The following is a 23785-nucleotide window of genomic DNA, read 5'->3' as shown; positions in this document are numbered from 1 at the left end:
AACCTCTTGCATCTTCGATCGCGACGCTACATCCTCTAGTGACTAGAGGAACAAGCGAAAAGATGCCAGCAGGTGTGACCATCGGTGAAGCAGCCCGACGCAGCGGCGTGAAGGTTCCAACCATCCGCTACTATGAGCAGATCGATTTGCTTCCAGCCCCTGCCCGCAGCGAAGCCAATCGCCGGCATTATGAAGCGGCAGATTTGCGCCGGCTCGCCTTCATCAGGCACGCGCGCGAGCTTGGGTTCGAGATCGAGGCCATCAGGACGCTGCTGACGTTGCAGGATAATCCCCACCAGCCCTGTGGAACCGCCGACGCCATCGCCCAAGCCCGTCTGGCCGAGGTCGTCCAGCGAATACGCAGCCTTGCCGCGTTGAAGATCGAGCTGGAGCTGATGGTTGAGGGCTGCCGGCAAGGGAAAGTCTGCGAATGCCGTGTGATCGAGGTGCTGTCAGATCACGATCAATGTGAGCATCCTCATCATTGATTCGCCAGACCAGAGCTCGCACCAGCGCCGATGTCGCAGCATGCCGAGCTTGCAAAAGCCGCGCTTTGCGGTCAACCTGAGCGGATGATGGCACGTCTGTCACCAAAACACCTCCTGACTATGCTGCTCGCGATGGTCGTGACCGCCGGGTTCAGCCTGTCAGCCGCCCAGGCTGCCGTCATGTCGGCGAGGATGGCGATCGACAGCCGCATGATCATGGCCGCAGATGCCGGCACCACCGACGCCGACATGGCCAAGATGGCCGATGCCAAGGGCGGCGACTGCAGCGCTTGCCTCAAGAGCTCGGCCGACAACGACAAACCGATGCAATGTGCGCCGACCTGCGTCGCACCGGTTCTGGCGGTGCTGCCGGAAGCTCTCCCCGTGACGGGACTGCTGCGGGTAGAGCTGCCGCCGGCGCTTCCCGCCGCGTTCCTGCACGGGCGAAGTCTGTTGCCCGAGCCATTCCCTCCAAGACCCAGCGCTCTCGTCTGACGCCGTTTCTGCCGTTTCCGCGGTTGATTGACGGCGTTTGATCGTCCGGTTGCGCGTACTGCGCAACGGACGCGGCAGCAATTCAATCGATGTCGCGATGTTCGCCGTCGGTTACCGCAGGGGTCACAAGGGTGAATTCCGTTTCAAGTCCGTTCATAACGCGCCGCAAATTCCTGCTTGCGGCGGCAAGCATTGCCGCCTCCGCGCCGATCCGCCCCGCACTGGCGCTGGCTACCGGCGAACACCGGATCAGGGTGGCGCCAGGCCAGGCACGGCTCACCGGCCCCGATGGTCCGCGCACTCCGGTATGGGCCTATGATGGCACGGTCCCCGGCCCGACACTGCGCTTGCGCCAGGGGCGGCCCGCTCGCATCATCGTCGAGAACGGACTGGGCGAGGACACCACGGTTCACTGGCACGGCATCCGGCTGCCGAACGCGATGGACGGCGTGCCGGGATTGACCCAACCGCCGATCAGGCCGGGCGAAAATTTCGTGTACGAGTTCACCCCGCCCGATGCCGGCACCTTCTGGTACCATCCGCATGCCGACAGCCTGGTTCAGCTTGGCCGTGGCCTTGCAGGCGCACTGATCGTCGAGGAAGCCGAACCGGTCGCGGTCGACCGCGAGCTTCTATGGCTGCTGCAGGACTGGCGGCTCACCAAGGATGGGCAAATCGCTGCCGGCTTCGGCAACATGATGGATGCGGCGATGTCGGGCCGCGTCGGCAATGTCGTCACCGTCAACGGTGCACCGCCGGCCGACCTGACCGTGAAGGCCGGCGAGCGCGTCAGGTTGCGGCTGGCCAATGCGTCACTCGCTCGCATCATGGCTTTGCGTTTCGAAGGCCACCGTCCGGTCATCGTCGCCATCGACGGCCAGCCCTGCGACCCGCATGAGCCGGAGGGCGGACGCTTGGTGCTTGCGCCCGCCATGCGCATCGATGTCGTGCTCGACATGCAGGGCGACCCGGGCAAGCGCTACGCGGTGATCGATGAGTTCTACGACGGCCTTGCCTACTCCCTGACCGCGCTCGCCTATGACGCCGGAGCACCGCTGCGCGATCATCCTCTCGATGCGCCGCTTCGCCTGCCGGCCAATCCGCTGCCGGCCCCCGACCTGGCCAAGGCCGAACGGCATGAGATCGTCCTGCAGGGCGGCATGATGGGCGGCGGCAAGCTGGCCGGCGTCGGCGGCATGATGAGCATGGCGATGCCCGGCATGAACGGCGCCGCCGCCTGGGCAATCAACGGCATGTCGATGACCGGCGACGGCCACGCGGGCATGGCGCCACAGTTCACGCTGGAACGCGGCGCCACCTGCCGTCTCACCATGCGCAACGAAACCGCATGGTGGCACCCCATGCACGTTCACGGCTTCAGCCTGTCGGTGCTTTCGCGCAACGGCTCGCCGGTACCGCACCGGCAATGGCAGGACACGGTGCTGCTCGCCCCCAAGGACACGATCGAATGCGCCTTCGTTGCCGACAATCCCGGTGACTGGATGCTGCACTGCCATGTCGCCGATCACCAGATGGCCGGCCTGATGACAGTGTTCCGCGTGACCTGAAAGTTTTGTCCAACCAAGGAGAACTGCAATGAAACTGACCTACCGCCTAGCCGCACTGTCCCTGCTGATCGCAACGCCGCTGCCTGCCTTCGCCGCCACGATCAACGCCGTCATGTACAAGAACCCGCAATGCAGCTGCTGCGGATCCTACGCCAACTATCTCGAGCACAACGGCTTCAAGGTCGACATCAAGCCGGTCAACAATCTCTCTCAGATCAGCAGCGATGCCGGCGTGCCGGCCGACCTCGAAGGCTGCCACACGCTGATGGTCGACGGCTATGTCGTCGATGGCCTGGTGCCGGTCGAAATCGTCAAGAAGCTTTTGACCGAACGCCCTGCCATCACCGGCATAACGCTGGCCGGCATGCCGACGGGCGCTCCAGGCATGGGTGGTGAGAAGCAAGGCCCCTTCGTCGTCTACGCCTTCACCAAGGACGGCAAGGCACCCACCGTCTACGCGACCGAGTGAGGCTATTGTGAGCAAACTGGCCATGGTCCTGATTGGCATGCTGCTAGCATTTTCGCTGCCGGTATCAGCCGCCGAGCCGACGCAGAACTTTGTCGTTCACGAGGCGCCCGCCCCCGTACCGGAAATCAGCTTCGAGGATGGCAATGGCAAGCCGAAAACGCTTGCGGATTTCCACGGCAAGGTCGTGCTGCTCAACATCTGGGCGACATGGTGCGCGCCCTGCCGCAAGGAGATGCCGACGCTCGATCGTCTGCAAGCCAAACTGGGCGGTCCGGATTTCGAGGTCGTCGCGCTGTCCATGGACCGTGCCGGTCCTGAGATTGTGAAGAAGTTCTTTGCCGAGATCGGCATCAAGCACCTCGCCCTCAACATCGATGCCTCGGGCAAGGCCATGTTCGCCATCGGCTCCGTCGGCCTTCCGGCAACCCTGCTGATCAATCGCGACGGCAAGGAGATCGGCCGGCTGATTGGGCCGGCCGAATGGGACGCGCCCGACATGGTCGACTTCATCGGCAGCCGCATCGCTGCCGAGTGAGAAAGGAACAGATATGTCCGGGTTGAAGGCTCGCTGCCTTGCATCGGCTTTGAACGAGTGGAGGTGTTTGCTGCTGGGCGCCATTGCCATTGCGGCGCTGACCGTGGGGTTTTCGTATCGGGCGCAAGCCCACTCGCTCGACGAAATCGACACCATGCTTGAGGGCGACGAGAAATATTTCCAAACGATCGACAAGCCGGCGCTTGAATTCACGCTGCGCACCGCCGATGGGCGTGTCGTGCGAACGGCAGATCTGCGCGGCAAGGTGGTCGTCCTCCACTTCATCTACACATCGTGCCCGGATGTATGCCCCTTGCATGCCGAGAAGATCGCCGAGGTCCAGAAAATGGTGAACGGCACGCCGATGAGAGGCCAGGTCAGCTTTGTGACCATCACCACCGACCCCGCCAGGGACACGCCGGACGTGCTGCGCAGCTACGGGCAGACGCACGGGCTCGATCCCGTCAATTGGCTGTTCCTGACCACGACGGCGGATCAGCCGGAGGATGCGACCCGCAGACTGGCGGAGGCCTTCGGCCACAAGTTCACACTGACGGACGATGGTTATCAGATGCACGGCACCGTCACCCATGTGATCGACAAGGAGGGCCGCTGGCGGGCGAATTTCCATGGCCTGAATTTCGCTGCGGTCAATCTCGTCACCTTCGTCAATGCGCTCACCAACAATGTCGAGCGCCCGCACCATGAGCCGGAAACGGGATGGTGGGCGACGATCAAGGGCATGTTCTGAGGCACCATTCACATGCCGGCGGTCCGGCGAAACAGAGGGAAGGAGAACCCTGTGATCCACAAATCCAATTCATGGCGCGGAGCCATCGGCAAAATGGCCCGTGCCTTCGTCCTGGCCGGTGCGACGGCCTGGCTCGCGCTCGGTATCCACGGTCAGGCGATCGCCGCGGGCGAGATGTCCCAGGACCAGTTCGACCAGCGCATCCACGATTATATCCTCGCGCATCCCGAGGTCGTCATGGAGGCGCTGCAGAGCCTCGATGCCCGCCAGCGCGAGGCCGCGGCAAAAGAGGCGAAGGCTGCCCTGGCGGCCAAGGCCGACGATATCTTCCGGGACCCGGCGAGCCCGGTCGGCGGCAACGCCGAAGGCGACGTCATCATGGTCGAGTTCTTTGACTACAACTGCCCCTATTGCCGCCAGGTTGCGCCGATCCTGGCGCAAGCCGTGGCCGACGATCCGCAGCTCAAAATCGTCTACAAGGAATTCCCGATCCTCAGCACGGATTCCGTATTTGCTTCCAAGGCGGCTCTCGCCGCAATGCGCCAGGGCAAGTACATGGCATTCCACAAGGCCTTGTATGCGGTGAAGACGCGGGTGACCGAAGCGGTCGTGCTGAAGGTTGCTGCCGACGTCGGTCTCGATGTGGCTAAGCTGAAGACCGACATGCAGCGGCCCGATATCCAGGCGTCGATCGACCGGAATACGCAACTGGCACAGGCGCTGAAGATCAGTGGAACGCCAAGCTTCGTCGTTGGCGAGCAGATTTTCCCCGGCGCGACCGACCTCGCAACGATGAAGAAACTGATCGAGCAAGCGAGGAACAGCAAATGAGCCGGATATGCCATCCAACCCGACGGCGGTTGTTCTGGGCAGCGCCTTTGGCGTCGCTGCGGTCGTCGGCTTGCTCAAGGGGCCGGATTTGACGATCGCCGCGGAGGATTCCGATCTGGTGCGCCGCTTCAAATATCTCAGCCAGAACGGCAACAGCACGTGTTCGGCCAAGTTCACGGAGTCGATTGCGACCATGCCGGCGATGTCGCGGATCATGGGCTCGTGCTGCAGCCCAATGGAGACAAAGCGCTATGCCGAGCAGGTGAACGGTTTGGCCAGGTACCGCGAGATCGCGATGATCCCGAACGATCCGTACGATATTCCGGCCGGCATCGCACAGAAGATGATGCCCTACTACGATGTGAAACTCTCCGGCGACGAGCAGCAGGCCTATGACTATGCGATGGCCAATTCCAACGAGAAAGGCCCTTGCTGCTGCCAATGCTGGCGCTGGAAAGTGTATGGCGGATTGGCGAAGTTCCTGATCCGCGAGCAAGGTTTCACCGGCAAGCAGGTCGTCGACGTCTGGGATCTCTCGGACGGCTGCGGCGGAGGTATGTGAGACGGAAAGGGCAGGACACTTCCGGTTGGCGGGACAAGGCGACAGGCGGCCGATCGGTTTCCTGGTCGTCTTGACCGAAGTCCCCGGCGAGCTAATTGCCTTCGCAGTCGCCGATGCTTACCGACGAAGGCGGGCCTTCACTGACCGTAAAGGTGATTGCAATGATGAATGGTCCAATGGATACGTGGATGATGGGCGGCATGGCACTCGTCTGGGTCCTGTGTTCGTCGCCCTCTTGCTCGCGATTGCAGCCTTGGTCAAATACCTGCGAACCTGAAGCCGCGGACGCAGTCAGGTATACGACTATGCGATGACAAATTCCGGGGAGAAGGAGCCAGCTGCTGCCAACTGTGGCGGTGGCATGTAAGGCGACCAGGGCAGCACGACGCCGCGTCACTCGTCAGGCAAAGCCGGGAACCCGCTTGGTCTTGCCGCTCAGTTGCGCGCCCAGTGTCAGTGTCTGCGGGAAATTCCGGACGATCGCCGCCATCAAGGTGGCGCTGCCGGGGCGGAGGGCAATTCCGGCGAGGGCCGCGGCAGCGTAGACCCGTGTCGAAAACAGTCTTTTCCAGGCCGCCTCATAGCGTCTGGCAGCGGCCTCGCGTCCCGCTTGGCCGCTTGGCGCGGATGCGAGTTCGCAAGCCAGCAGCCAGCCGGACTGCAGCGCCATCGAGATACCCTCGGCGATAACAGGATGAGACTCTCCGGCTGCATTGCCGACGCGGAAGATGTCCCCTTCGTAGCACGAGCGAATTCCCGGCCGGATCGGACCCGCGGCAAGCCACGGACCGTCGAGGAGAGCCGGCTCCAGAGCGTCCCTCACGCCCCGGCATGAGTCCATGAGGTGGCGGGAGACCGCATCGGCGGCCGGCACATGGCTCCGGTGTTTCGGGTCATGTTGTTTACGCAACCGCGCCAGCATATCGCGCCGAATGCAGCACGAGATCGACAACCGGCCATGATCGGCCGAGACCATGCCGCCATAGCCGCCGGGGAAGGCCAGCAGCGGCATCAAATCCGGCGCCAGCGACGACCCGGTGAAATGCGCCTTGAAGCCGAGCAGGTCCGACGGCCGGTTGGCCTTTGCGAGCTGGCTGGGCAATGGGCCGGGTTCCCACGAGCCGTGTGCGGCGACAATCACCGGCGCGCGCAACATCGCCGTTTCGTCTCCGGCTTGAATTCGTACCCTTTGCATCTCGCCGTCCCGGTCGATTGCGACGGCGCGGCAGGGCTGGAAGATTTCGACACCCGCCGATCGCGCCGTCTGCAAAAGCAGAGAGTCGAGAATGTCCCGGCCGAGTGCCCGGCCGAAGCCGTCTTTTGCAGGAGGCCCAGCTCCTGCACGTGGCATTGCCGCCTCGACGCAGGTTTCGCCGGAAAACAAACCGACGCGGCGGATTTCGGGGCCGGCATCGGTACGCCAGGCATCGCCGATCTCCAGCTGGTCGAAAAGCGCAAGATTGCTTGCCGAGATGTATTCGCCGCAGACCTTGCGGCGCGGGAACTCGGTCTTTTCCACAATGGCCACGGCCCATCCGCACCGGGCCAGCGTGAGCGCGAGGGATGTGCCCGCCGGGCCGGCGCCGATGACGATCGCGTCATGGGTCGACAATCCGGTCATGGCTCGACTCTGGCGCTGGCGCCGACGAAGATGTGGGAAAACAGGCCGGCGCGCCTTTCCTCGACCGGTTTGCCGTTGGCCGCAAGCCAGAGGCCGGAAAGCTCGCTGCCGCGAAAGCCGGCACGCACGCTTTGCGCCGCGTCGTTTCGTGTGACGTCATTGGCGCCGATTGCCGGCAGAAGACGGGTCGCGGCCAGCGCCAGTTTCGCCCGCAGCGGCTCTGTCGCCAGCAGCAACGGGGCTTTTGGCCTGATCAGCGAAAACAGGCGCACGAGCTGCGCATCGTCGAGATGGTGCAGGAACAGATTGACCGTGACGGCGTCGAACGGCGCGCCCTCGATCTTTCCCGCCCAGTCGAAGACATCGGCGGTGATCCCTTCGGCCTTCCATCCCAACCTGTCGAAATCACCGCGCAATTGCGCAGTGACGAGGTCGACGCGGTCGAGCATTACCAGTTCGACCCCAGGCCAATGCCTGGCCATGCGCCGCGCCACCGCCAGCATGAAGGAGCCATCGCCGGCGCCGATCTCCAGAATGCGGCGTGGCGGCTTTGGCACAAACCTCCTGAGCAACGACGTCATGATCGGCACCTGAAACATCAGCATATTGATGCGCCGAAGGTCGCGGCGCGCGGTCAGCGCTCGTGGATCGTCGGCCGCAAGGCCGTCAAGGATTTCCGGCGCAAGCTGCCGATGCTCCAGGCCGCTCATGACACCGTTCGAAAGAGCATGGTTTCGGCCGTCAGCCCGGGTCCGAACGACATGCCGCAGCCGAGCAGGCCGGCAGGCGCCTTCAGCATCTCTTTCATCACGAACATGACGGTCGCCGACGACATGTTCCCGTATTGGCGCAACACCGCGCGCGATGGTTCCAGCGCGGTGGGCTCCAGTTCCAGAGCCCTTTCGACGGCATCGAGCACCGAACGCCCACCCGGGTGCACGGCCCAAAGGTCGATCGCCTCGGTCGGCCGGCCACCGAGGATGGCGGCCTGGTTGCTCCGCAACGCTTCATGAATCGCTGCCGGCACTTGGCCGGAAAGAACCATTTCGAATCCGTGGTCGCGAATATTCCAGCGCATCAGATCCCGCCGCTCCCTCGCCACCAGGCAGTGAAAGCTATCGAGCTCGATGCCGAGCGGCTCGGAAGTGATGAGCGCAGCCGCACAGCCATCGCCCCAGAGGCAGAACGACAGCAGTTTTTCCAGTTCGGTGGTTTGACGCAGGTGCATCGTGCAGAGCTCGATATTGACCAGCAGGACCTTGGCCTGCGGGTCGGAGCGGACGATGTGACGCGCCAGCTTGAGGCCGTTGATCGCCGCGTAGCAACCCATGAAACCGATCATCGTGCGTTCGACCCCGTCCGGCAGCCCGCAACGCGCAACCAGCTCGAGATCGATGCCCGGCGCCGAAAAACCGGTGCAGGTAGTGACGATAAGATGGGTGATGCGGGAAGCGTCGTCGCCAAGTTGCAATCCGTCGATGCCCTTTTGCGCCAGAACAGGTGCGGCATCGTCGAACATCGCCATTCTCATGGCCGTTCCGGGAAACGCGCCCCGAATGAAGGTCCCGGCCAGGTCGGCGGATGGTCCTTCGGGATCGGACGCCGGCGCAAAGCAGGAATAGCGGTGCTCGATGCCGGCAAGATCGGCCATGCGTTCGAAGATCCTCCGGCGATCGGCCGCGAGCATCGAGGCCGCGAAACGCAGGTAGAATTGATGAACCTCGTGCTCCGGCACCGCTGTCGCGATCCGGTTGATATAGGCCTTGACGGGCATGTTCTATCTCCTCGGCGTCTGCACGGCGTAACGTGCCGCCGGAGGGTCCTTGCTGATCGGTACCTGGTGCCGGGCGCCGAGTTTGAGCGCTGTTCGATAAACGTTTCCGAAAACTGATTTCTTCCCGAAGGTTCAGTATGCGCTGTTGGCAGGCAAACGGTTGGAGCCGGCGGGCGGTTGCGTCGGGCATCCAAAATCGCCACATCATGTTGACCTTCCATCTACTGGAAGGTCTATTTCCTCCGATAAAGGAGATTTCCGATATGAACATCGGCGTCGCATCCGAAAAATCCGGCCTGCCGGCCAAGACGATCCGCTACTACGAGGACATCGGGCTCTTGCACCCGGCCCGGACAGACAATGGCTATCGCGATTACTCGACGGCCGATATTCACCGGCTGCGCTTCCTGCAGCGCTCACGAAGCCTGGGGTTTTCGGTCGACGAATGCCGCCAGTTGCTCTCGCTGTACCAAGACAGGGAACGTGACAGCGCTGACGTGAAGGCGATCGCGAAAGCCAAGTTGGTGGAGATCGACAGGAAGATCGCCGAACTGGTCGGATTGCGCGGCTTGCTTCACCATCTGGTCAGTCACTGCCACGGCGACGAGCGGCCGGAGTGCCCGATCATCGACGAGTTGGCGGGACAAGGCGTGGCCCAGTGAGGCTCGCAGCCGCTCTAACAGTGCTGTCGCTTGCCTGCGTCTCTGTCGTGCTCGCTGCCGCCCATTCGAGCCGTGATGCGGTCATCGAGGCTCGCCAGGCCTCGATGAAGGAAATGGCTGCGGCGGCAAAGGCGATCGCCGGGATGTTCGACGGCAAGCGGGCGTATGACGCCGCGGCTTTCCAAGCGGCGGCCGAGGCCATCCGCGCCCGCACCGGCCCTTCCCTCATTGCCGAATTCCCCAGCGCGACATTGGGTGCGCCTTCAGGCGCCAAGCTGGATATCGACCCTGCCCGCGCGGAGTTCGAAGGGCTGGCTCGCCACATCGGGACGCTGGCCAGCGCCCTGGCCTCCGACGCCGAGCGGGTGCCGCCGCGCATTACCGACGACATGAGAATGGGTTCCGGCCCGGCGATGGGCGGTGGCAGCCTGCTTGGCAAGCGACCGGGGACGGCGGAAGCCGATCCCGCCAAATTGCCGGCGGAGCACCTCCTGCATCTCATCTTGCAGGATTGCTCGAGCTGCCACTCGAAGTTCCGGCAAAAGGTCGAGTGATGGCGTCAGCTCCGCAGCTGCTGATCCGCCATGAAATTGCGCCAGCCGCCGAAATGCGAAATCTCTTCTGCATCGGTAAGGCCGGCACTTTCAACGAGGAAGCCTTTCGGCGAAGTTCCGTCGTCGAGCAGAAGCGTCCCGATGCCGAGCGGCGGCGGGATCGCCGCGACGAAGCGACCGAAGGCTTGCGGCGACAGCCGCCAGACTTCGACCTCGATGGCTGTGCCCTTGCCATTGCAGGTGCGCTCGAGCCCCGGTCTCGACACCGACTGGCCGGCGAGTGCGTAAAGCCGGTAGAGCGGCGCCGTTCTCGCACCCCGGGCGAAAATCGCGCCGAGCTGCTGCAACTGGCCGTTCAGCGCCATCCCCGATAGATGCGCGCCGACCACGGCCAGCTCGATCGTGCCTTCATCCACGTCCACGCGGATATCGCCACGCGGCGGCAGCGGCCAGCCGGTAGCGCCCAGCGCAAGGCCGCTTGCCGCATGGACATCGCGCGCAAGCGACGCCGTCAGATGGTCCTTGCCCGCCGCGGCAAGCAAGGTGACGCTCATCGGCAAACCGTCGCTACGGGTTCCGGTCGGCACGGCGATGCCGCACATGTCGAGCAGATTGACGAAGTTGGTGTAGGTGCCGAGCCGGCTGTTGGTGACGATAGGGTCAGCCAACACCGCTTCGACTGTGTAATGCGTCGGCGCGGTCGGCACACAGAAAAGATCGACCGAGGCGATAACCGGCGCAAGCTTGGCCTTGTAGGCCTGCAAGGCATAGAGCCCGTTGAAGGCGTCCGCTGCGGAAAGTTTTCGCGCACCGCCGATGATCTGCCGCGTCACCGGATGCATGGCCGCCTCGTTGGCATCCATGAAGTCCCTGATCGCGGCGTAACGCTCGGCCACCCAGGCGCCCTCGTAAAGCAGATTGGCGGTGGCGTAGAAATCGCCGAACGGGATTTCGACCAGCCTGCAGCCCAGCGTCTCCAGCGAGGCAAGAGCGGCCTCGAAGCCCGCCTGCATCGCCTGGTCGCCGAAGAACGTCCGATCGGCCTTGGCCGGCACGCCAACCGTCAGCACCGGTGGGCGCGCGGCAAGCGGTTGGATGCCGAGGTCACGTGAATAGGGATCGGCGTCGTCCTTCGCCGCCGCGACCTCGAACACGCTGTAGGCGTCGTCGACGTTGAGTGCGAAGACGGAGACGCAGTCGAGCGTGCGGCAGGCCGGCACGACGCCGGCGGCCGACAGCGCGCCGACGCTCGGCTTCAGCCCGACGATGTTGTTGAGGCCGGCGGGTATGCGGCCCGAACCGGCGGTGTCGGTGCCGAGCGCGAACGAGACAATGCCACGCGCCGTCGCCACGGCCGAGCCGCATGAGGAGCCGCCCGGCACCAGTGTCGGGTCGATCGCATTCCTCGGGATTGGATAGGGCGTGCGCACGCCGACCAGGCCGGTAGCGAACTGGTCGAGATTGGTCTTGCCGACGACCAGCGCGCCGGCGGCCTTGAGCCGCGCGACGACGGTGGCGTCGTTCGCCGGCAAGTAGGCATATTCCGCGCAGGCCGCCGTGGTCGGCATGCCGGCAACATCGATGTTGTCCTTGACCGCGAACGGAACGCCCCACAGTGGCTTTGCCAACGGATCGAACGGGCCGAGCTTTTCCGCCTCGGCAAGCATCTCCGCCCTGCTCGCCAGATGGATGAAGATGCCCGGGTCATCGGCCGCCGCGAGCCGCGCATGGACCGTATCGATCATATCGCCAATACTGAGGCCGGCCTGATAGGCGGCGTGCAGGCTCGCTATGTCGAAGCGGATGTCGCTCATTCGGCCTCGCCCTGAATGACGACCGGCAGGTTCCACTGGATGAGTACGACGCAGCCGTCTTTTGTCCACACCGAATGCTCGGTTCCAACCGGGTTCAGGATCACACTGCCCGCTGCATAGTCGCCGTTCTCGTCGCTCTGCGAGCCTTCCAGCACGATGATCGTTTCCAGCCCGGCGTGGCGGTGACGCGGCACGCCGGCGCCCGCCCGGTAGTTGAGAATCGCGACCGACGGTTCCGTCGATCCCCCCTTGAGCAGCCAATGCACCGTGATGCCTTCGCGAAAAGGCTCGAATGGCAGATCACGCCAGCCCCCTTGGATGAGGGCCTGGTATGCAATGTTAGGCATTGGAAATTCCCTCGAGCACCTGGTCCGTTGTCGCCGTCCAGCCGACGATCGCGCCCTGCGCCCTGATCATGGCAAGGGCTGCCGTCTTGAACTCCGGAAAATAGCTCTCCGTCGCATCCTCCGCCAGCAGGCATTCATAGCCGCGGTCGTTGGCCTCGCGCATCGTCGTCTGCACGCAGACCTCCGTCGTCACCCCGGCAAAGACCAGTTGCTGTGCGCCGAGCCGCTTGAGGTCATCGCCGAAGCTGGTGGCATAGAACGCGCCCTTGCCGGGTTTTTCGATGACGATCTCGCCAGGCAATGGTGCAAGTTCATCGAGGATCGCCGTTCCCGGTTCGCCGACGATCAGCACGCGACCCATGGGACCGATATCGCCGATGCGGATCGACGGATTGCCGCGATTGCGCTTGGCCGGCGGCAGATCCGAAAAATCTGCCTTGTGGCACTCCATCGTGTGGATCACCGGCAGGCCAGCGGCGCGAAACCCTTCGAGCAGCCTTTTCACCGTGGGCACGATCGCCGTGATCCGGCTGACGTCGTTGCCGAGGCTGGCGCCGAAGCCGCCGGGCTCGGCGAAATCGCGCTGCATGTCGATGACGACCAGCGCCATCGCCTCAGGCTTGAAGGCAAACGGGAACGGCAGCGCCTCGATCTCCGCCATCAATGATGTCCCGCCATGTGCTCGCCGATCGTCTGCACGCTCGCCTGCGCGATCGGCGTCTCGTAGACCAGCGCGCCATCCGACATGACGAAGATGCGGTCCGAGAGCTCAAGCAGCTCGTCGAGGTCCTCCGACATCAAAAGCACTGCAGCACCGGCATTGCGCGCCTTCATGATGCGGGCGCGTATTTCGGCGACGGCGGAGAAGTCGAGGCCGAAGCAGGGGTTCGACACGATGAGCAAATCGACCTCGCCGGTCAGTTCCCGCGCCAGCACCGCGCGCTGCACATTGCCGCCCGACAATGATGAAATCGGCGAAGCGAGCGAGGCCGTCTTGACCTTGAACTGTTCGACAAGACGGGCCGCGTAGTCCCTGATCGCGCTCATCCTGATCCAGTTGACCGGCTTGCCGGCCTCGTTGAGGTCGAAGGTCCGGAAGGCCATGTTTTCGGCCACCGTCATCCGCGGTGCGCAGGCATTGCGCAATGGCTCCTCCGGAATGAAGCGGACATTGAGCGTGCGCGCCTCGCTGCGGCTGGCACCATAGGGCGAGCCTTTCACCAGAACGTCGCCCGCATTGCGTGCCCGCTGTCCGGCAAGGACTTCGAGAAACTCCTTCTGGCCGTTGCCGGAGATGCCGGCGATGCCGACGATCTCGCCGGACTTCACGTCGAGCTCGCCGATGTCGATGCTTTTCAAGCCGGTGCGGTCAGGCGCCTTCAGCGACTTTACCGTCAGCACCTGCCTGGCGCCGGCCGGCACCGGAGCGCGACTGTCGAGTGCTGCAATCGGTTGGTCGCCGATCATCATCGCCGCCATCTGCTTGTGCGAAAGTTCGGAGACCTTTCCGGTTCCGGTCAGCCTGCCCTTGCGCAACACGGTGATGTCGTCGGCAAAGGCCGTCACCTCGTGGAATTTGTGCGAGATCATCAGCACGGTGAGGTCGCCTGTCCTGGTCATGTCGCGCACCAGGCCAAGCACTTCCTGTGCCTCGCCAGGGGTGAGCACCGAAGTCGGCTCGTCGAGCACCAGGAAACTGCGGCCGAGATAGAGCTGCTTGACGATTTCGAGCTTCTGCTTCTCGCCGGCCGCAAGTTCCGCCACCTTGACGTCGAGCGGCAGCTTGAACGGCATCCGCTGCATGAATTGCGCAAGTGCGGCGCGCTCCTTGCGCCAGTCGATGACGCCCGGCACTTTCTCGCGGGAAATGACCAGGTTTTCCGCACCGGTCAGCGACGGGACGAGGGTAAAATGCTGATAGACCATGCCTAGCCCGAGCGCCGAGGCATCCTTCGGGCTGGCTATCGCGACCTCGCGGGCATCGACCAGCATGTCGCCGGCGGTCGGGCGGTAAAAACCCATCATGCATTTGACCAGCGTCGACTTGCCGGCACCGTTTTCGCCGAGCAGCGCATGGAATGATCCCGCTGGCACCTTGATCGAGACATCGTCCAGCGCGGTGAAGGCGCCGAAGCGCATGGTCATGCCGATAGTCTCGACGCCGACGGCTTTCTTGACGATGGTTCCGCTCAAGATCGCCCCCTCACGGCAGCTGCGCGACGAAGGACGCCGAGCTCGACACCGCGCCGAACACGCCGCCCTGCATCTTGATCATCTTGATCGCGGCGAGATGGTTGCCGTAGTCGGTCGCGCCGCAGCAGTCCTCAAGCATCACGCATTCGAAGCCGCGATCATTGGCCTCGCGCATGGTCGTGTGGACGCAGACATCGGTGGTGATGCCGGTCAGCACGATGTTTTCGATGCCGCGCTGGTGCAGGATCAGCTCCAGATCGGTGGCGCAGAACGAGCCCTTGCCCGGCTTGTCGATGATCGGTTCGCCCGCCGCCGGATAGAGGTCGGGGATGATATCCCAGCCTGGTTCGCCGCGCACCAGGATGCGCCCGCAAGGTCCGGGGTCGCCAATGCCGGCATTGATGCGGCGTGAGCGCCAGCGCTTGTTGGCCGGCAGGTCGGCGAGATCGGGCCGGTGGCCCTCGCGCGTGTGGATGATGGTGTAGCCCTTGGCCCGCATGGCTGCAAGCACCGACTTGATCGGCTCGATCGGCGCCCGCACCAGCGAAAGATCGTAGCCCATATGATCGACATAGCCGCCCGGCCCGCAGAAATCGGTCTGCATATCGATGATGATCAGAGCCGTATTGTCCGACCGCAGCTCGCCATTGTAGGGCCATGGATAAGGGTCGGCGTCGATGTAGCGCTGGGTGATCTCGGCTCTGGCGTTCATCGGGAAAACTCCAGTCATTTGGTGATCGACAACTCGCCCGGCGCGCCGGCAAGCGAGCGGCTCGGCGACGAGGTGGCGATCATGATGATGAGCGTGAGGATGTAAGGTGCGGCGTAGAAGAGATAGTAGCCCTGCGTTACCCCGACCGATTGCAACGCCGGGCCTAGCGCCCCGGCGCCGCCGAACAACAGTGCCGCGGCAAAGCAGCCGAGCGGGTTCCAGCGTGCGAAGATGACCAGCGCCACCGCCATCAGCCCCTGCCCCGACGAGATGCGTTCGGTCCAGCTGCCGGGGTAATAGAGCGACAGATAGGCGCCGCCGATGCCGGCGAGCGCGCCGCCGACGCCTGTCGCAAGCAGGCGCACGGTGTTGGGATTGAGGCCCATGGCGCGCGCCGCATCGGAGCTGTCGCCGACGACGCGTACGATCAGGCCGGCGCGGGTGTTACGGAAGGCCCACCACAGGAACAGCGCAAGTGCGGCCCCGATCAGGAACAGCACGTTGACGTTGAGCGCCGCCTGCACCTGCGGAATATTCGACCAGCCACCGAAGGCAATGGCCGGCAGGTCTGGCGCCGAGGGCTGGATGAACGGCTTGCCGAAGAAGAAGGCGAGACCCGAGCCGAACAGCATCAGCGCGATGCCGATGGCGATGTCGTTAACCCCGCGGAATTTGCAGATCCAGCCATGGAACAGCCCGAAGCAAAGACCGGCACCGGCGGCAGCCAGCACGCCGAGCCATGGCGAGCCGGTCACCACTGCTACCGCATAGGCGGTCATTGCGCCGAAGACCAGCGTGCCTTCGAGGCCGAGATTGATGCGGCCGGAGCGCTCGGTGATGGCTTCGCCGAGCGACACGAAGATGAACGGCGTCGAGACGCGGATGGCGCCGCCGAGAATGGCGAGCGGCACGCCCCACAGGCCGATCTCGGTCGCGTCCATCAGGAGCCCCTCTTCCACAGATCGGGATTGAAAACCTTGAAGCGGCCGTAAAAGGTTTCGCTGAACAGGATGACCACGAAGAGCATGCCTTGCAGCACCAGCACGGTGGCGTCGGGCAGGTCCATGCGGCGCTGGATCAGCCCGCCGGAAGCGCCGATGCCGCCGAGCAGGAAAGCGACCGGGATGATGGCGAGCGGATTGTGGCGGGCGAGGAAGGCGACGAGGATGCCGGTATAGCCGTAGCCGGCGGCGAGCGAGGCGTTGGCGCTGCCTTGCACGGCGCCGACTTCCAGCATGCCGGCCAGCCCGGCAAAGCCGCCGGCGAGCCCGGTAAAGCCGACGATCAGCGGGCCGACGGCAAGCCCTTGCACCTGGGCCGCCCTGACATTGCCGCCGGCAATGCGGGCGGCAAACCCCCAGCGCGTCTTTTCGATCAACAGCCAGGACAGGACGCAGGCGACGATGCCGACGACAAGGCCCCAGTGCACGTCCATGCCTGGAATGTTGCCGATGCGGTAGGCATCCGCCAGCGGCTCGGTCGAGGGTTTGTTGAGCGAGGCCGGATCGCGCAGCGGCCCTTCGACCAGATGGTTCATCAGCGCGATGGCGATATAGGCCATCAGCAGGCTGGATATGGTTTCGTTGACGGCGCGGTAGTGGCGGAGTGCGCCGACGGCACCTATCCAGATGCCGCCGGCGACCATGCCCGCCACGCCCATCAGCAGGATGACCACAAAAGCCGGCGCGCCATTCGCCGCGACGCCGATGGCGGCGGCGGCAACGCCGCCCAGCACAATCGCGCCTTCGCCGCCGATGACGACGAGGCCGAGCCGAGCCGGCAGCGCCACGCAGAGCGCTGCCAGCAGAAGCGGTGCTGCCCGCGACAGCGAGTTCTGGATCGAGAACCACGAGCCGAAGCCGCCGCGCCACATCGTCTCGTAGAGCTGGACCGGCGACTTGCCGACCAGCGCGATGAATAGGCTGAACAGCACCATGCCGACGATCAGCGCCGCGAGCGGGATGACGAAGGCTTCGGCGCGCCGTGCCACCCATTCGAGTGCCGCCCGATAATTCCTGGCGCCAAACAGCGCCGGTGCGCCCGCAGTGCTGACCGTGTCTGCCATGGCCCGTCTCCGATCCGGTTCAGGCGGTCGAACCGACGACGCCCTCGACGAGGTAGTCCATGCTTTCGAGCTCGAGCGCGGTCTCGACGAAGGCCTGGCCCTCGGTCGCGACGACGACGCCCTTGTTGCTCTTCAGCGGACCCTTGATGACGGAAAATCCGCCTTTCATCATTTCGGCCAGCGTGCCGTCGAACTGCTTGCGGGCGGCATCGCCGACGGCGGGGCCGAGCGGGCTCATCTTGACGAAGCCGTCTGCCAGGCCACCGCGTGTGAAATTGGGCAGCGGCGTGCCGGCCACCAGATCGTCGACGAACATCTTGTAGACCTTGGCCCAGTTCCATTCCGCGCCGGTCAGGTATTTCTCCGGCGCCAGCGGGCTCTGGTTGGCATGATAGCCGCAGACGAAGGCGCCACGCCCGGCCGCCGTCTCGACCACCACCTTGGGGCTGTCGACATGACAGGTGATGACGTCGGCGCCCTGGTCGACCAGCGCATTGGTGGCCTCCGCCTCCTTGACCGCCAGCGACCACTCGCCGGTGAAGATCACCTGGCAGGTGATGGTCGGGTCGACCGAGCGCGCGCCGAGCAGGAAGGAATTGATGTTGAGCAGCACCTGCGGGATCGGCTTTGCCGCGACGAAGCCGAGCTTCTTGGTTTTGCTGGTGTGGCCGGCGACGACGCCGTTCAGATACTGGCCCATGCCGATATAGCCGAAATAGGAACCGGCATTCATCGGATGCTTGTCCTTGTTCCACATGCCGCCGCAATGGCGGAACTGCACGTCGGGGAATTTCGCGCACATGGCCAGCATATGCGGATCGAAATAGCCGAACGAGGTCGGGAAGATCAGCGACGCACCGTCGAGATTGATCATCGATTCCATCGTCTTCTGCACGTCGACCGTCTCCGGCACGTTCTCCTCTTCGACGACGGAAATGCCTTCGATCCCCTTCAGCGTGGCGGCGCCTTCGGCATGCGCCTGGTTGTAGCCGTAATCGTCCTTTGGCCCGACATAGATGAAGCCGACGGTTGCGGTCGCGGCGAAGGCCCTGCTGATCGGAAACGATGCGGACGCAAGACCGAGCGCCGCTCCGGCGGCGGAAGTCTTGAGCAGGTCGCGGCGGCTAAGCATGAATCGCTCGGTCATGTGAATGCTCCCTCTATGGGGCCTTTGGGGCCGGTTAACACCTCAATGAAAGAAGTGTATGCAATCAGCGTGCCAGTTTCAGAAATGGGATTTATTCAGCAATATCAACGAGTGTGCCGATGTGGCCTGCACAAAGCCGGAGCAATTGCATACACTTTTTGCCTCTAAAACGGCCAATTTGACATGAAGGCTAAAACATAGGCATACAGAGCTGCGCAGGAATCGAAGCCGGTGCGTGGCTTATGGCTGCGCGAAGAGACTGGACGGAGGAGACGTGTCGGCAAAGCGCAATTTGATCAGGTCGGGCACGACCGTCGATCAGATGGTGAGGGCGATCAGCGACCGGATCGTCACCGGTTTCCTGCGTCCCGGCGAAAAACTCGACGAAGCCTCGCTCGCCGCCCGCTTCGACGTCTCACGTACGCCGATCCGGGAAGCGCTCAGCCGGCTCAGTGCCATGGGACTGGTCGAAAGGCGGCCCAACCGCGGCGCCACCGTCGCGGTGATGACGCAGGAGCACCTCGCCTCGATGTTCGAGAGCATGGCCGAGCTCGAAGCGATCTGCGCGCGGTTCTCGGCCGAGCGCATGACCGCCGGCGAGCGCCGCACGCTGGAGGCTGAGCATCAAGCCTCCGCGCGCTTTGTGCAGCTCGGGGCCGAAGAAGAGTATGAGCTTTTCAACACCGGGTTCCACACCCGGCTCTATCGCGGCGCCCACAGCAAGCACATTTATGAACTGACCGTCATGACCCGCAGCCGTCTGGCGCCGTTCCGGCGCGCGCAATTCATGCTGCCCGGCCGGCTGGCCCAGTCGTGGCAAGAGCATGACGCCATCGTTACCGCAATCATGCGCGGCGACAGTACGGCCGCCGGAACAGCCGCCAAGGACCATGTCTCGATCGTCAGCGAGGCGAGCGCCGTCTTTGCCATCGGCGACCGCCCTAAAGGCAAGGCCGAGCCGTTTCCGACATCGGCCTCCTAGCCTCAATCGACCAGCACGGCCACCACGGCAGCACAGTCGCCGGCCTTGACCAATCCGGGGAAATGCCGCGCCGCCAACAGACCGGACATCTTGGCCCGGATCTCCTGCGGAGCGCCGCCGGTGCGGCCGATCGAATGGATGCGCGCCAGCACCTGGTTTTCTGCCACCGGCTCGCCGAGATCGATCATGGTTTCGATCATCCCGTCGTCCTCGGCGAACGAGAAGCAATCTCCCGATGGCATGTCGAGCCAGCGGGTCGGCTGCATCTCGACCGCGCCGGCGACGATGCCGGCATGGCGCAGCACATTGAGCACGCCGCGACGCGCGATCCGCACCGTTTCCGCGCGCGAAGTTCCGCCGCCGCCGAGCTCGGTGGTGATGAACAGCTTGCCCATCTCTTCGGCGGCAGTGTCGAACATGCCGACCGCGTCGATCTCCAGCATCTTCATCGACCAGGGTGCCGAGAAAGCTTCAACCGCAGCGAACCCCTTCTCTTCCAGCACCTTGTCGGGCCGGATATGGGCGGCGCAGAACGGCACGAAGTCGAGCGTCTTGCCGCCGGAATGGAAATCGAGCGCGATGTCGGTGCGCGGCAGAAGTTCGCGCTGGAAATAATCGGCGATCTTCTCGGTCACCGTACCGTCGGGCCGGCCGGGAAAGCTGCGGTTGAGATTGCCCTTGTCGATCGGCGAGGTGCGCGTGCCGGCGCGGAACGCCGGATAATTCATCGCCGGCACGATGATGACCGTGCCGCTGACCTGCCTCGGATCGAGCGTGCGGGCGAGATCGTAAAGCGCCAGCGGCCCCTCATATTCGTCGCCATGGTTACCGCCGGTGAGCAATGCACTCGGCCCGTTGCCGTTGCGGATGACGCAGATCGGGATCATCACCGATCCCCAGGCGGAATCGTCACGGCTGTAAGGCAGGCGCAAGAAACCGTGCTGCACGCCGTCGCGCTCGAAATCGACGCTCGGCGTGATCGGTGATGGGCGAAGGCTGGACATCGGGCTCAATTCTTCACCACCAGCTTGCGCGGCACATTGGCCAGGCACGCGACCCCGGTTTCGGTAATCAGGATGGATTCGGTGATTTCCAAGCCCATCGTCTCCAGCCACAGGCCGGTCATGAAATGGAAGGTCATGCCGGGCTTGAGCTCGGTGCGGTCGCCTGGGCGCAGGCTCATCGTGCGTTCGCCCCAGTCCGGCGGATAGGAAAGCCCGATCGGATAGCCGGTGCGGTTGTCCTTAACGATGCCGTATTTCTTCAGAACCGCGAAGAAGGCGTTGGCGATGTCCTCGCAGGTGTTGCCGGGCTTGGCGGCGGCAAGCCCGGCCTCCATGCCTTCCAGCGTCGCCTTTTCGGCATCGAGGAATTCCTGCGTCGGTTTGCCGAGGAAAACGGTGCGCGACAGCGGACAATGGTAGCGGTTGTAGCAGCCGGCGATCTCGAAGAAAGTGCCCTCGCCCGATTTCATCGGCCTGTCGTCCCAAGTTAGATGCGGTGCCGATGCGTCGGCGCCTGACGGCAGCAGCGGCACGATCGCCGGATAGTCGCCGCCAATGCCGTCGACGCCGCGCGTGCCGGCATCATAGATCTCGGCGACCAGGTCGCATTTGCGCATGCCGACTTCGATCTTGTCGACGATGCGCTGGTGCATCGCTTCGACGATGCGGGCGGCTTTGCGCATGTAGTCGATTTCGGTCGGGCTCTTCACCGCGCGCTGCCAGTTGACCAGTGCCGTGGCATCGACGAAGCGGGCATTGGGCAAGTGCTTCTGCAGCGATGCGAAGGCAGCGGCAGAGAACCAGTAATTGTCCATCTCGACACCGATGCTGAGCTTGCCCCAGCCACGATCGGCGAGCACGCTGGACAGAAAATCCATCGGATGGCGCTCGGTCGACTGCACATAGTTGTCGGCATAGCCGACGATGTTGTCGTGCGCGAGATAGGCGGTGCGCTTGGCGCCGTTGGCGTCCTGGCCGCGCCCGTACCACACCGGCTCGCCCGACGGTGGCACGACGACCGCCTGGTGTACGTAGAACGACCAGCCGTCATAGCCGGTCAGCCAGGCCATGTTGGACGGATCGCTGACAACAAGCAGATCGACGCCCTTGGCCTCCATCGCCTTCCGCGTCTTGGCGAGGCGCTCCGCATATTCGCCGCGCGAGAATTTCAAATTAGGCTGCATTGTTCTTGGTCCTCGTTTGTTGGGCCTTGCGGCCGGTATCAGCTTTCGAAAATCGTACCGGTCTTGGCTGCACGCGCACGGTCGCGGGCGAGCGTGGCGATCGCCGTGTCCTGCACGCCGGTGCCGGTCAGATCGGCAATGGTGATGTCGCTGTCCGAACGCCGGCCATGCCTTTCGCCGGCGATGATGTGGCCAAGCTCGGTGATCTCGGCATCGGCCGCCATCACGCCCGCCACGATGGCATGGTGCAGTTCGCCCAGGCGCCGCGTCTGTTTCGCACTGTCGGCGATGTAGAGGTCGGCCATGCGCAGGATCGCCGGCGCGATCTCGTTCTTGTGCTCCGCGTCCGAGCCCATCGCGGTGATGTGCTGGCCGGCGGAGACGAAGCCGGCCTTGATCAGCGGCTCGGTCGACGGCGTCGTGGTGACGATGATGTCGGCATCGGCCGCAGCCTTTGCCGCGTCCGGCTCGGCGTGAACGGCGATGCCCAGTCTTTCGGACAATGCGTCCGCCGCGGCTTCGGCCTTGGCGGCATCCCTTGCCCAGATCCGAGCCTCGGTGATCGACCGCACCAGCATCAGCGCCTCGAGCTGCAGTCCGGCCTGAACACCGGCGCCGAAGATTGCGGCAACGGAGGAGTCCGGACGCGACAGATGTTTGGCGGCGACCGCGCCGGCCGCCGCCGTGCGGATGTCGGTGAGATAGCCATTGTCGAGCAGCAGCGCCTCGACCAGCCCGGTCTTCGCCGACAGCAGCACCATCATGCCGTTGACGCTAGGCAGGCCGAGCTTCGGATTATCGAAAAAGCCGGGGCTGATCTTGATCGCAAAACCGTCGATGCCCGGCACATAGGCGGTCTTGACATCGACCTCGCCGCGATGCTCGGGAATGTCGAGCCGCAGGATCGGCGGCATCGCCACCGGCAAGGTGGCGAGCGCGCGAAACGCGTTCTCGACACAGGCGACGGCATCGAGATCGAGCTTCACGATCTTGCGCAATTCAGCTTCGGTGAGGATCGTCATCCGGCTCATGCTGCGCTCTCCGCAATTGCTTCGCCGCAAATGATCTTGCGGTGCAGTGTCATGTCGATGTTGCGGCCGGACAGCACGAGCACTGTAGGGCCGTTCGCCCCGACCTTGCCGGCAAGCACAGCCGCAATGCCGACCGCGCCGGCGCCTTCGACGATCTCGCGCTCCTGCTCATAAGCATGGCGGATGCCGGCGGCGATCTCGTCCTCGCTGAGCAGGATCACATCATCGAGCAGATCACGGCACATGGCGAAGGTCAGCCGGTTGTCGAGCCCAATGCCGCCGCCGAGCGAGTCGGCCAGCGTCGGCAGTTCCTCGACCGACACCGGATGCCCGGCGTCGAGGCTTGCCTTCATCGCCGCACCGCGCGCCATCGAAACGCCGATGACCCTCGTTGCTGGGCTGACGCCCTTGACGGCAGCGGCAACGCCAGCCGCCAGCCCACCGCCGGAAAGCGGCACCAACACCAGCGCGGCGTCCGCAACTTGTTCCATGATCTCCAGCCCAAGTGTTCCTTGCCCGGCAACGACCGCAGGATGATCGAAAGGCGGCAGCATGATCAGCCCCTCTTCCGCGACCATCCGTTCGACCTCCCGCTGCGCATCGTCCTGGCTGTTGCCGACGATGCGGATCTGGGCGCCGAGCCGACGGATTTCCTCGAGCTTGTTCTCAGGCACCAGCCGCGACATGCAGATCGTCGCGTGGATGCCTTGCAGTCGAGCGGCATAGGCAAGCGCCCGGCCATGGTTGCCAGTCGAGGCCGCGACGACGCCGCGCGCGCTCTCCTCGTCTGTCAACGAGGCGATAGCGTTCGAGGCACCGCGCAACTTGAAGGCGCCGGTGGTCTGCCGATGTTCGAGCTTGAGATAAACAGGAGCGTCCAAGTGTTGGGAAAGACTCGGGGAAGTGACGGTCGGCGTGCGCTCGACCTTGCCTGCGATGCGCTCGCGTGCGGCGCGGATGTCGGAGAGGCTTATCCTGGACGTGGTCATGGCTCTG

General features: G+C 64.1%; 26 protein-coding genes. 11 read left to right on the top strand and 15 right to left on the bottom strand.

The window, feature by feature from the left end:
- Positions 1-62: 62 nt before the first annotated feature.
- The 8 genes from NKI50_RS08310 (at position 63) to NKI50_RS08275 (ending at position 5699) form a co-directional block, all read left to right on the top strand.
- The gene (locus NKI50_RS08310) at positions 63-488 is read left to right on the top strand and encodes a MerR family transcriptional regulator (RefSeq protein WP_352484062.1); all 426 of its coding nucleotides are present in this window, start codon (positions 63-65) and stop codon (positions 486-488) included.
- 87 nt (positions 489-575) lie between these two features.
- Positions 576-983 (top strand): hypothetical protein, encoded by a 408-nt coding sequence (locus NKI50_RS08305; protein WP_352639455.1) that lies wholly within the window; start codon positions 576-578, stop codon positions 981-983.
- 131 nt (positions 984-1114) lie between these two features.
- On the top strand, positions 1115-2551 hold the full coding sequence (locus NKI50_RS08300) for a multicopper oxidase family protein (RefSeq protein ID WP_352639453.1): 1437 nt from the start codon (positions 1115-1117) through the stop codon (positions 2549-2551).
- Positions 2552-2579: 28 nt separating this feature from the next.
- Positions 2580-3020: a DUF411 domain-containing protein gene (locus tag NKI50_RS08295; protein ID WP_352639452.1), complete on the top strand. Its 441-nt coding sequence runs from the start codon at positions 2580-2582 to the stop codon at positions 3018-3020.
- A 7-nt stretch (positions 3021-3027) separates the two neighbouring features.
- Complete coding sequence (locus NKI50_RS08290; RefSeq protein ID WP_198030522.1) at positions 3028-3555, top strand: TlpA family protein disulfide reductase; 528 nt, start codon at positions 3028-3030, stop codon at positions 3553-3555.
- Positions 3556-3568: 13 nt separating this feature from the next.
- Positions 3569-4306, top strand: a complete 738-nt coding sequence (locus NKI50_RS08285; RefSeq protein WP_352716169.1) for an SCO family protein — start codon at positions 3569-3571, stop codon at positions 4304-4306.
- A gap of 51 nt (positions 4307-4357) precedes the next feature.
- A complete protein-coding gene (locus NKI50_RS08280; RefSeq protein WP_352484015.1) occupies positions 4358-5137 on the top strand; it encodes a DsbA family protein in 780 nt (259 codons plus the stop codon).
- Positions 5138-5144: 7 nt separating this feature from the next.
- Complete coding sequence (locus tag NKI50_RS08275; RefSeq protein WP_352639449.1) at positions 5145-5699, top strand: hypothetical protein; 555 nt, start codon at positions 5145-5147, stop codon at positions 5697-5699.
- Positions 5700-6099: 400 nt separating this feature from the next.
- On the opposite strand, the gene NKI50_RS08270 is transcribed toward NKI50_RS08275, so the two are convergent.
- Genes NKI50_RS08270 through NKI50_RS08260 form a run of 3 tightly spaced genes read right to left on the bottom strand, consistent with a single transcriptional unit; the run spans position 6100 to position 9094 of the window.
- On the bottom strand, positions 6100-7320 hold the full coding sequence (locus NKI50_RS08270) for an NAD(P)/FAD-dependent oxidoreductase (protein ID WP_352639447.1): 1221 nt from the start codon (positions 7318-7320) through the stop codon (positions 6100-6102).
- The gene (locus NKI50_RS08265; RefSeq protein ID WP_352639446.1) at positions 7317-8030 is read right to left on the bottom strand and encodes a methyltransferase domain-containing protein; all 714 of its coding nucleotides are present in this window, start codon (positions 8028-8030) and stop codon (positions 7317-7319) included. Before NKI50_RS08265 ends, NKI50_RS08270 begins: the two co-directional genes overlap by 4 nt.
- A complete protein-coding gene (locus NKI50_RS08260; RefSeq protein ID WP_352494454.1) occupies positions 8027-9094 on the bottom strand; it encodes a type III polyketide synthase in 1068 nt (355 codons plus the stop codon). Before NKI50_RS08260 ends, NKI50_RS08265 begins: the two co-directional genes overlap by 4 nt.
- Before the next feature lie 263 nt (positions 9095-9357).
- On the opposite strand from NKI50_RS08260, the gene cueR reads away from it, so the two are divergent.
- Both cueR and NKI50_RS08250 read left to right on the top strand, forming a co-directional pair.
- The gene (cueR, locus tag NKI50_RS08255) at positions 9358-9756 is read left to right on the top strand and encodes a Cu(I)-responsive transcriptional regulator (RefSeq protein WP_031194477.1); all 399 of its coding nucleotides are present in this window, start codon (positions 9358-9360) and stop codon (positions 9754-9756) included.
- Positions 9753-10310 carry a cytochrome c gene (locus NKI50_RS08250; protein WP_023720638.1) on the top strand — a complete coding sequence of 186 codons (558 nt, stop codon included), beginning with the start codon at positions 9753-9755 and terminating at the stop codon, positions 10308-10310. Before cueR ends, NKI50_RS08250 begins: the two co-directional genes overlap by 4 nt.
- Positions 10311-10315: 5 nt before the next feature.
- Here the strand turns inward: NKI50_RS08250 and atzF are convergent, their stop codons facing one another.
- Genes atzF through NKI50_RS08210 form a run of 8 tightly spaced genes read right to left on the bottom strand, consistent with a single transcriptional unit; the run spans position 10316 to position 18588 of the window.
- Positions 10316-12124 (bottom strand): allophanate hydrolase, encoded by a 1809-nt coding sequence (gene atzF / locus NKI50_RS08245; protein ID WP_352639443.1) that lies wholly within the window; start codon positions 12122-12124, stop codon positions 10316-10318.
- A complete protein-coding gene (locus NKI50_RS08240; protein ID WP_023720640.1) occupies positions 12121-12471 on the bottom strand; it encodes a cupin domain-containing protein in 351 nt (116 codons plus the stop codon). Before NKI50_RS08240 ends, atzF begins: the two co-directional genes overlap by 4 nt.
- Positions 12464-13132, bottom strand: a complete 669-nt coding sequence (locus tag NKI50_RS08235) for a cysteine hydrolase family protein (RefSeq protein WP_023720641.1) — start codon at positions 13130-13132, stop codon at positions 12464-12466. The genes NKI50_RS08240 and NKI50_RS08235 overlap by 8 nt, the downstream gene beginning before the upstream one ends.
- Positions 13132-14664 carry an ABC transporter ATP-binding protein gene (locus tag NKI50_RS08230; protein ID WP_023720642.1) on the bottom strand — a complete coding sequence of 511 codons (1533 nt, stop codon included), beginning with the start codon at positions 14662-14664 and terminating at the stop codon, positions 13132-13134. Before NKI50_RS08230 ends, NKI50_RS08235 begins: the two co-directional genes overlap by 1 nt.
- Before the next feature lie 10 nt (positions 14665-14674).
- On the bottom strand, positions 14675-15376 hold the full coding sequence (biuH, locus tag NKI50_RS08225; RefSeq protein WP_352639441.1) for a biuret amidohydrolase: 702 nt from the start codon (positions 15374-15376) through the stop codon (positions 14675-14677).
- A 14-nt stretch (positions 15377-15390) separates the two neighbouring features.
- Positions 15391-16317, bottom strand: a complete 927-nt coding sequence (locus tag NKI50_RS08220; RefSeq protein ID WP_023720644.1) for an ABC transporter permease — start codon at positions 16315-16317, stop codon at positions 15391-15393.
- Positions 16317-17441 (bottom strand): ABC transporter permease, encoded by a 1125-nt coding sequence (locus tag NKI50_RS08215; RefSeq protein ID WP_352639440.1) that lies wholly within the window; start codon positions 17439-17441, stop codon positions 16317-16319. Before NKI50_RS08215 ends, NKI50_RS08220 begins: the two co-directional genes overlap by 1 nt.
- A gap of 19 nt (positions 17442-17460) precedes the next feature.
- The gene (locus tag NKI50_RS08210; protein WP_023720646.1) at positions 17461-18588 is read right to left on the bottom strand and encodes a BMP family ABC transporter substrate-binding protein; all 1128 of its coding nucleotides are present in this window, start codon (positions 18586-18588) and stop codon (positions 17461-17463) included.
- A 292-nt stretch (positions 18589-18880) separates the two neighbouring features.
- Between NKI50_RS08210 and NKI50_RS08205 the strand changes: the two genes are divergently transcribed.
- Positions 18881-19570 (top strand): GntR family transcriptional regulator, encoded by a 690-nt coding sequence (locus tag NKI50_RS08205; protein WP_502895821.1) that lies wholly within the window; start codon positions 18881-18883, stop codon positions 19568-19570.
- Positions 19571-19572: 2 nt separating this feature from the next.
- Here NKI50_RS08205 and doeB read toward each other — a convergent pair whose 3' ends face one another.
- The 4 genes from doeB to eutB are packed head-to-tail and all read right to left on the bottom strand — an operon-like array spanning position 19573 to position 23778.
- A complete protein-coding gene (gene doeB / locus NKI50_RS08200) occupies positions 19573-20574 on the bottom strand; it encodes a N(2)-acetyl-L-2,4-diaminobutanoate deacetylase DoeB (RefSeq protein WP_352494460.1) in 1002 nt (333 codons plus the stop codon).
- Positions 20575-20579: 5 nt separating this feature from the next.
- A complete protein-coding gene (doeA, locus tag NKI50_RS08195) occupies positions 20580-21758 on the bottom strand; it encodes an ectoine hydrolase DoeA (RefSeq protein WP_031194479.1) in 1179 nt (392 codons plus the stop codon).
- 38 nt (positions 21759-21796) lie between these two features.
- On the bottom strand, positions 21797-22789 hold the full coding sequence (locus NKI50_RS08190) for a cyclodeaminase (protein ID WP_031194480.1): 993 nt from the start codon (positions 22787-22789) through the stop codon (positions 21797-21799).
- Positions 22786-23778, bottom strand: a complete 993-nt coding sequence (gene eutB / locus NKI50_RS08185) for a hydroxyectoine utilization dehydratase EutB (RefSeq protein WP_352716158.1) — start codon at positions 23776-23778, stop codon at positions 22786-22788. Before eutB ends, NKI50_RS08190 begins: the two co-directional genes overlap by 4 nt.
- Positions 23779-23785 lie beyond the last annotated feature (7 nt).

It is taken from the genome of Mesorhizobium sp. M0563 (assembly GCF_040321065.1).
Lineage (GTDB): Bacteria > Pseudomonadota > Alphaproteobacteria > Rhizobiales > Rhizobiaceae > Mesorhizobium.
This window is presented reverse-complemented; position numbering and strand designations above follow the sequence as displayed.

Excerpts from the sequence above, each read along its gene's own strand:
- NKI50_RS08275 (WP_352639449.1), top strand. The coding sequence starts at position 5,145 with ATGCCATCCAACCCGACGGCGGTTGTTCTGGGCAGCGCCTTTGGCGTC.
- NKI50_RS08235 (WP_023720641.1), bottom strand. The coding sequence starts at position 13,132 with ATGGCGGAGATCGAGGCGCTGCCGTTCCCGTTTGCCTTCAAGCCTGAG.
- eutB (WP_352716158.1), bottom strand. The coding sequence starts at position 23,778 with ATGACCACGTCCAGGATAAGCCTCTCCGACATCCGCGCCGCACGCGAG.
- cueR (WP_031194477.1), top strand. The coding sequence starts at position 9,358 with ATGAACATCGGCGTCGCATCCGAAAAATCCGGCCTGCCGGCCAAGACG.
- NKI50_RS08215 (WP_352639440.1), bottom strand. The coding sequence starts at position 17,441 with ATGGCAGACACGGTCAGCACTGCGGGCGCACCGGCGCTGTTTGGCGCC.
- NKI50_RS08295 (WP_352639452.1), top strand. The coding sequence starts at position 2,580 with ATGAAACTGACCTACCGCCTAGCCGCACTGTCCCTGCTGATCGCAACG.
- biuH (WP_352639441.1), bottom strand. The coding sequence starts at position 15,376 with ATGAACGCCAGAGCCGAGATCACCCAGCGCTACATCGACGCCGACCCT.
- NKI50_RS08260 (WP_352494454.1), bottom strand. The coding sequence starts at position 9,094 with ATGCCCGTCAAGGCCTATATCAACCGGATCGCGACAGCGGTGCCGGAG.
- NKI50_RS08305 (WP_352639455.1), top strand. The coding sequence starts at position 576 with ATGGCACGTCTGTCACCAAAACACCTCCTGACTATGCTGCTCGCGATG.
- NKI50_RS08270 (WP_352639447.1), bottom strand. The coding sequence starts at position 7,320 with ATGACCGGATTGTCGACCCATGACGCGATCGTCATCGGCGCCGGCCCG.
- atzF (WP_352639443.1), bottom strand. The coding sequence starts at position 12,124 with ATGAGCGACATCCGCTTCGACATAGCGAGCCTGCACGCCGCCTATCAG.
- NKI50_RS08190 (WP_031194480.1), bottom strand. The coding sequence starts at position 22,789 with ATGAGCCGGATGACGATCCTCACCGAAGCTGAATTGCGCAAGATCGTG.
- NKI50_RS08240 (WP_023720640.1), bottom strand. The coding sequence starts at position 12,471 with ATGCCTAACATTGCATACCAGGCCCTCATCCAAGGGGGCTGGCGTGAT.
- NKI50_RS08285 (WP_352716169.1), top strand. The coding sequence starts at position 3,569 with ATGTCCGGGTTGAAGGCTCGCTGCCTTGCATCGGCTTTGAACGAGTGG.
- NKI50_RS08265 (WP_352639446.1), bottom strand. The coding sequence starts at position 8,030 with ATGAGCGGCCTGGAGCATCGGCAGCTTGCGCCGGAAATCCTTGACGGC.
- NKI50_RS08210 (WP_023720646.1), bottom strand. The coding sequence starts at position 18,588 with ATGACCGAGCGATTCATGCTTAGCCGCCGCGACCTGCTCAAGACTTCC.
- doeA (WP_031194479.1), bottom strand. The coding sequence starts at position 21,758 with ATGCAGCCTAATTTGAAATTCTCGCGCGGCGAATATGCGGAGCGCCTC.
- doeB (WP_352494460.1), bottom strand. The coding sequence starts at position 20,574 with ATGTCCAGCCTTCGCCCATCACCGATCACGCCGAGCGTCGATTTCGAG.
- NKI50_RS08220 (WP_023720644.1), bottom strand. The coding sequence starts at position 16,317 with ATGGACGCGACCGAGATCGGCCTGTGGGGCGTGCCGCTCGCCATTCTC.
- NKI50_RS08310 (WP_352484062.1), top strand. The coding sequence starts at position 63 with ATGCCAGCAGGTGTGACCATCGGTGAAGCAGCCCGACGCAGCGGCGTG.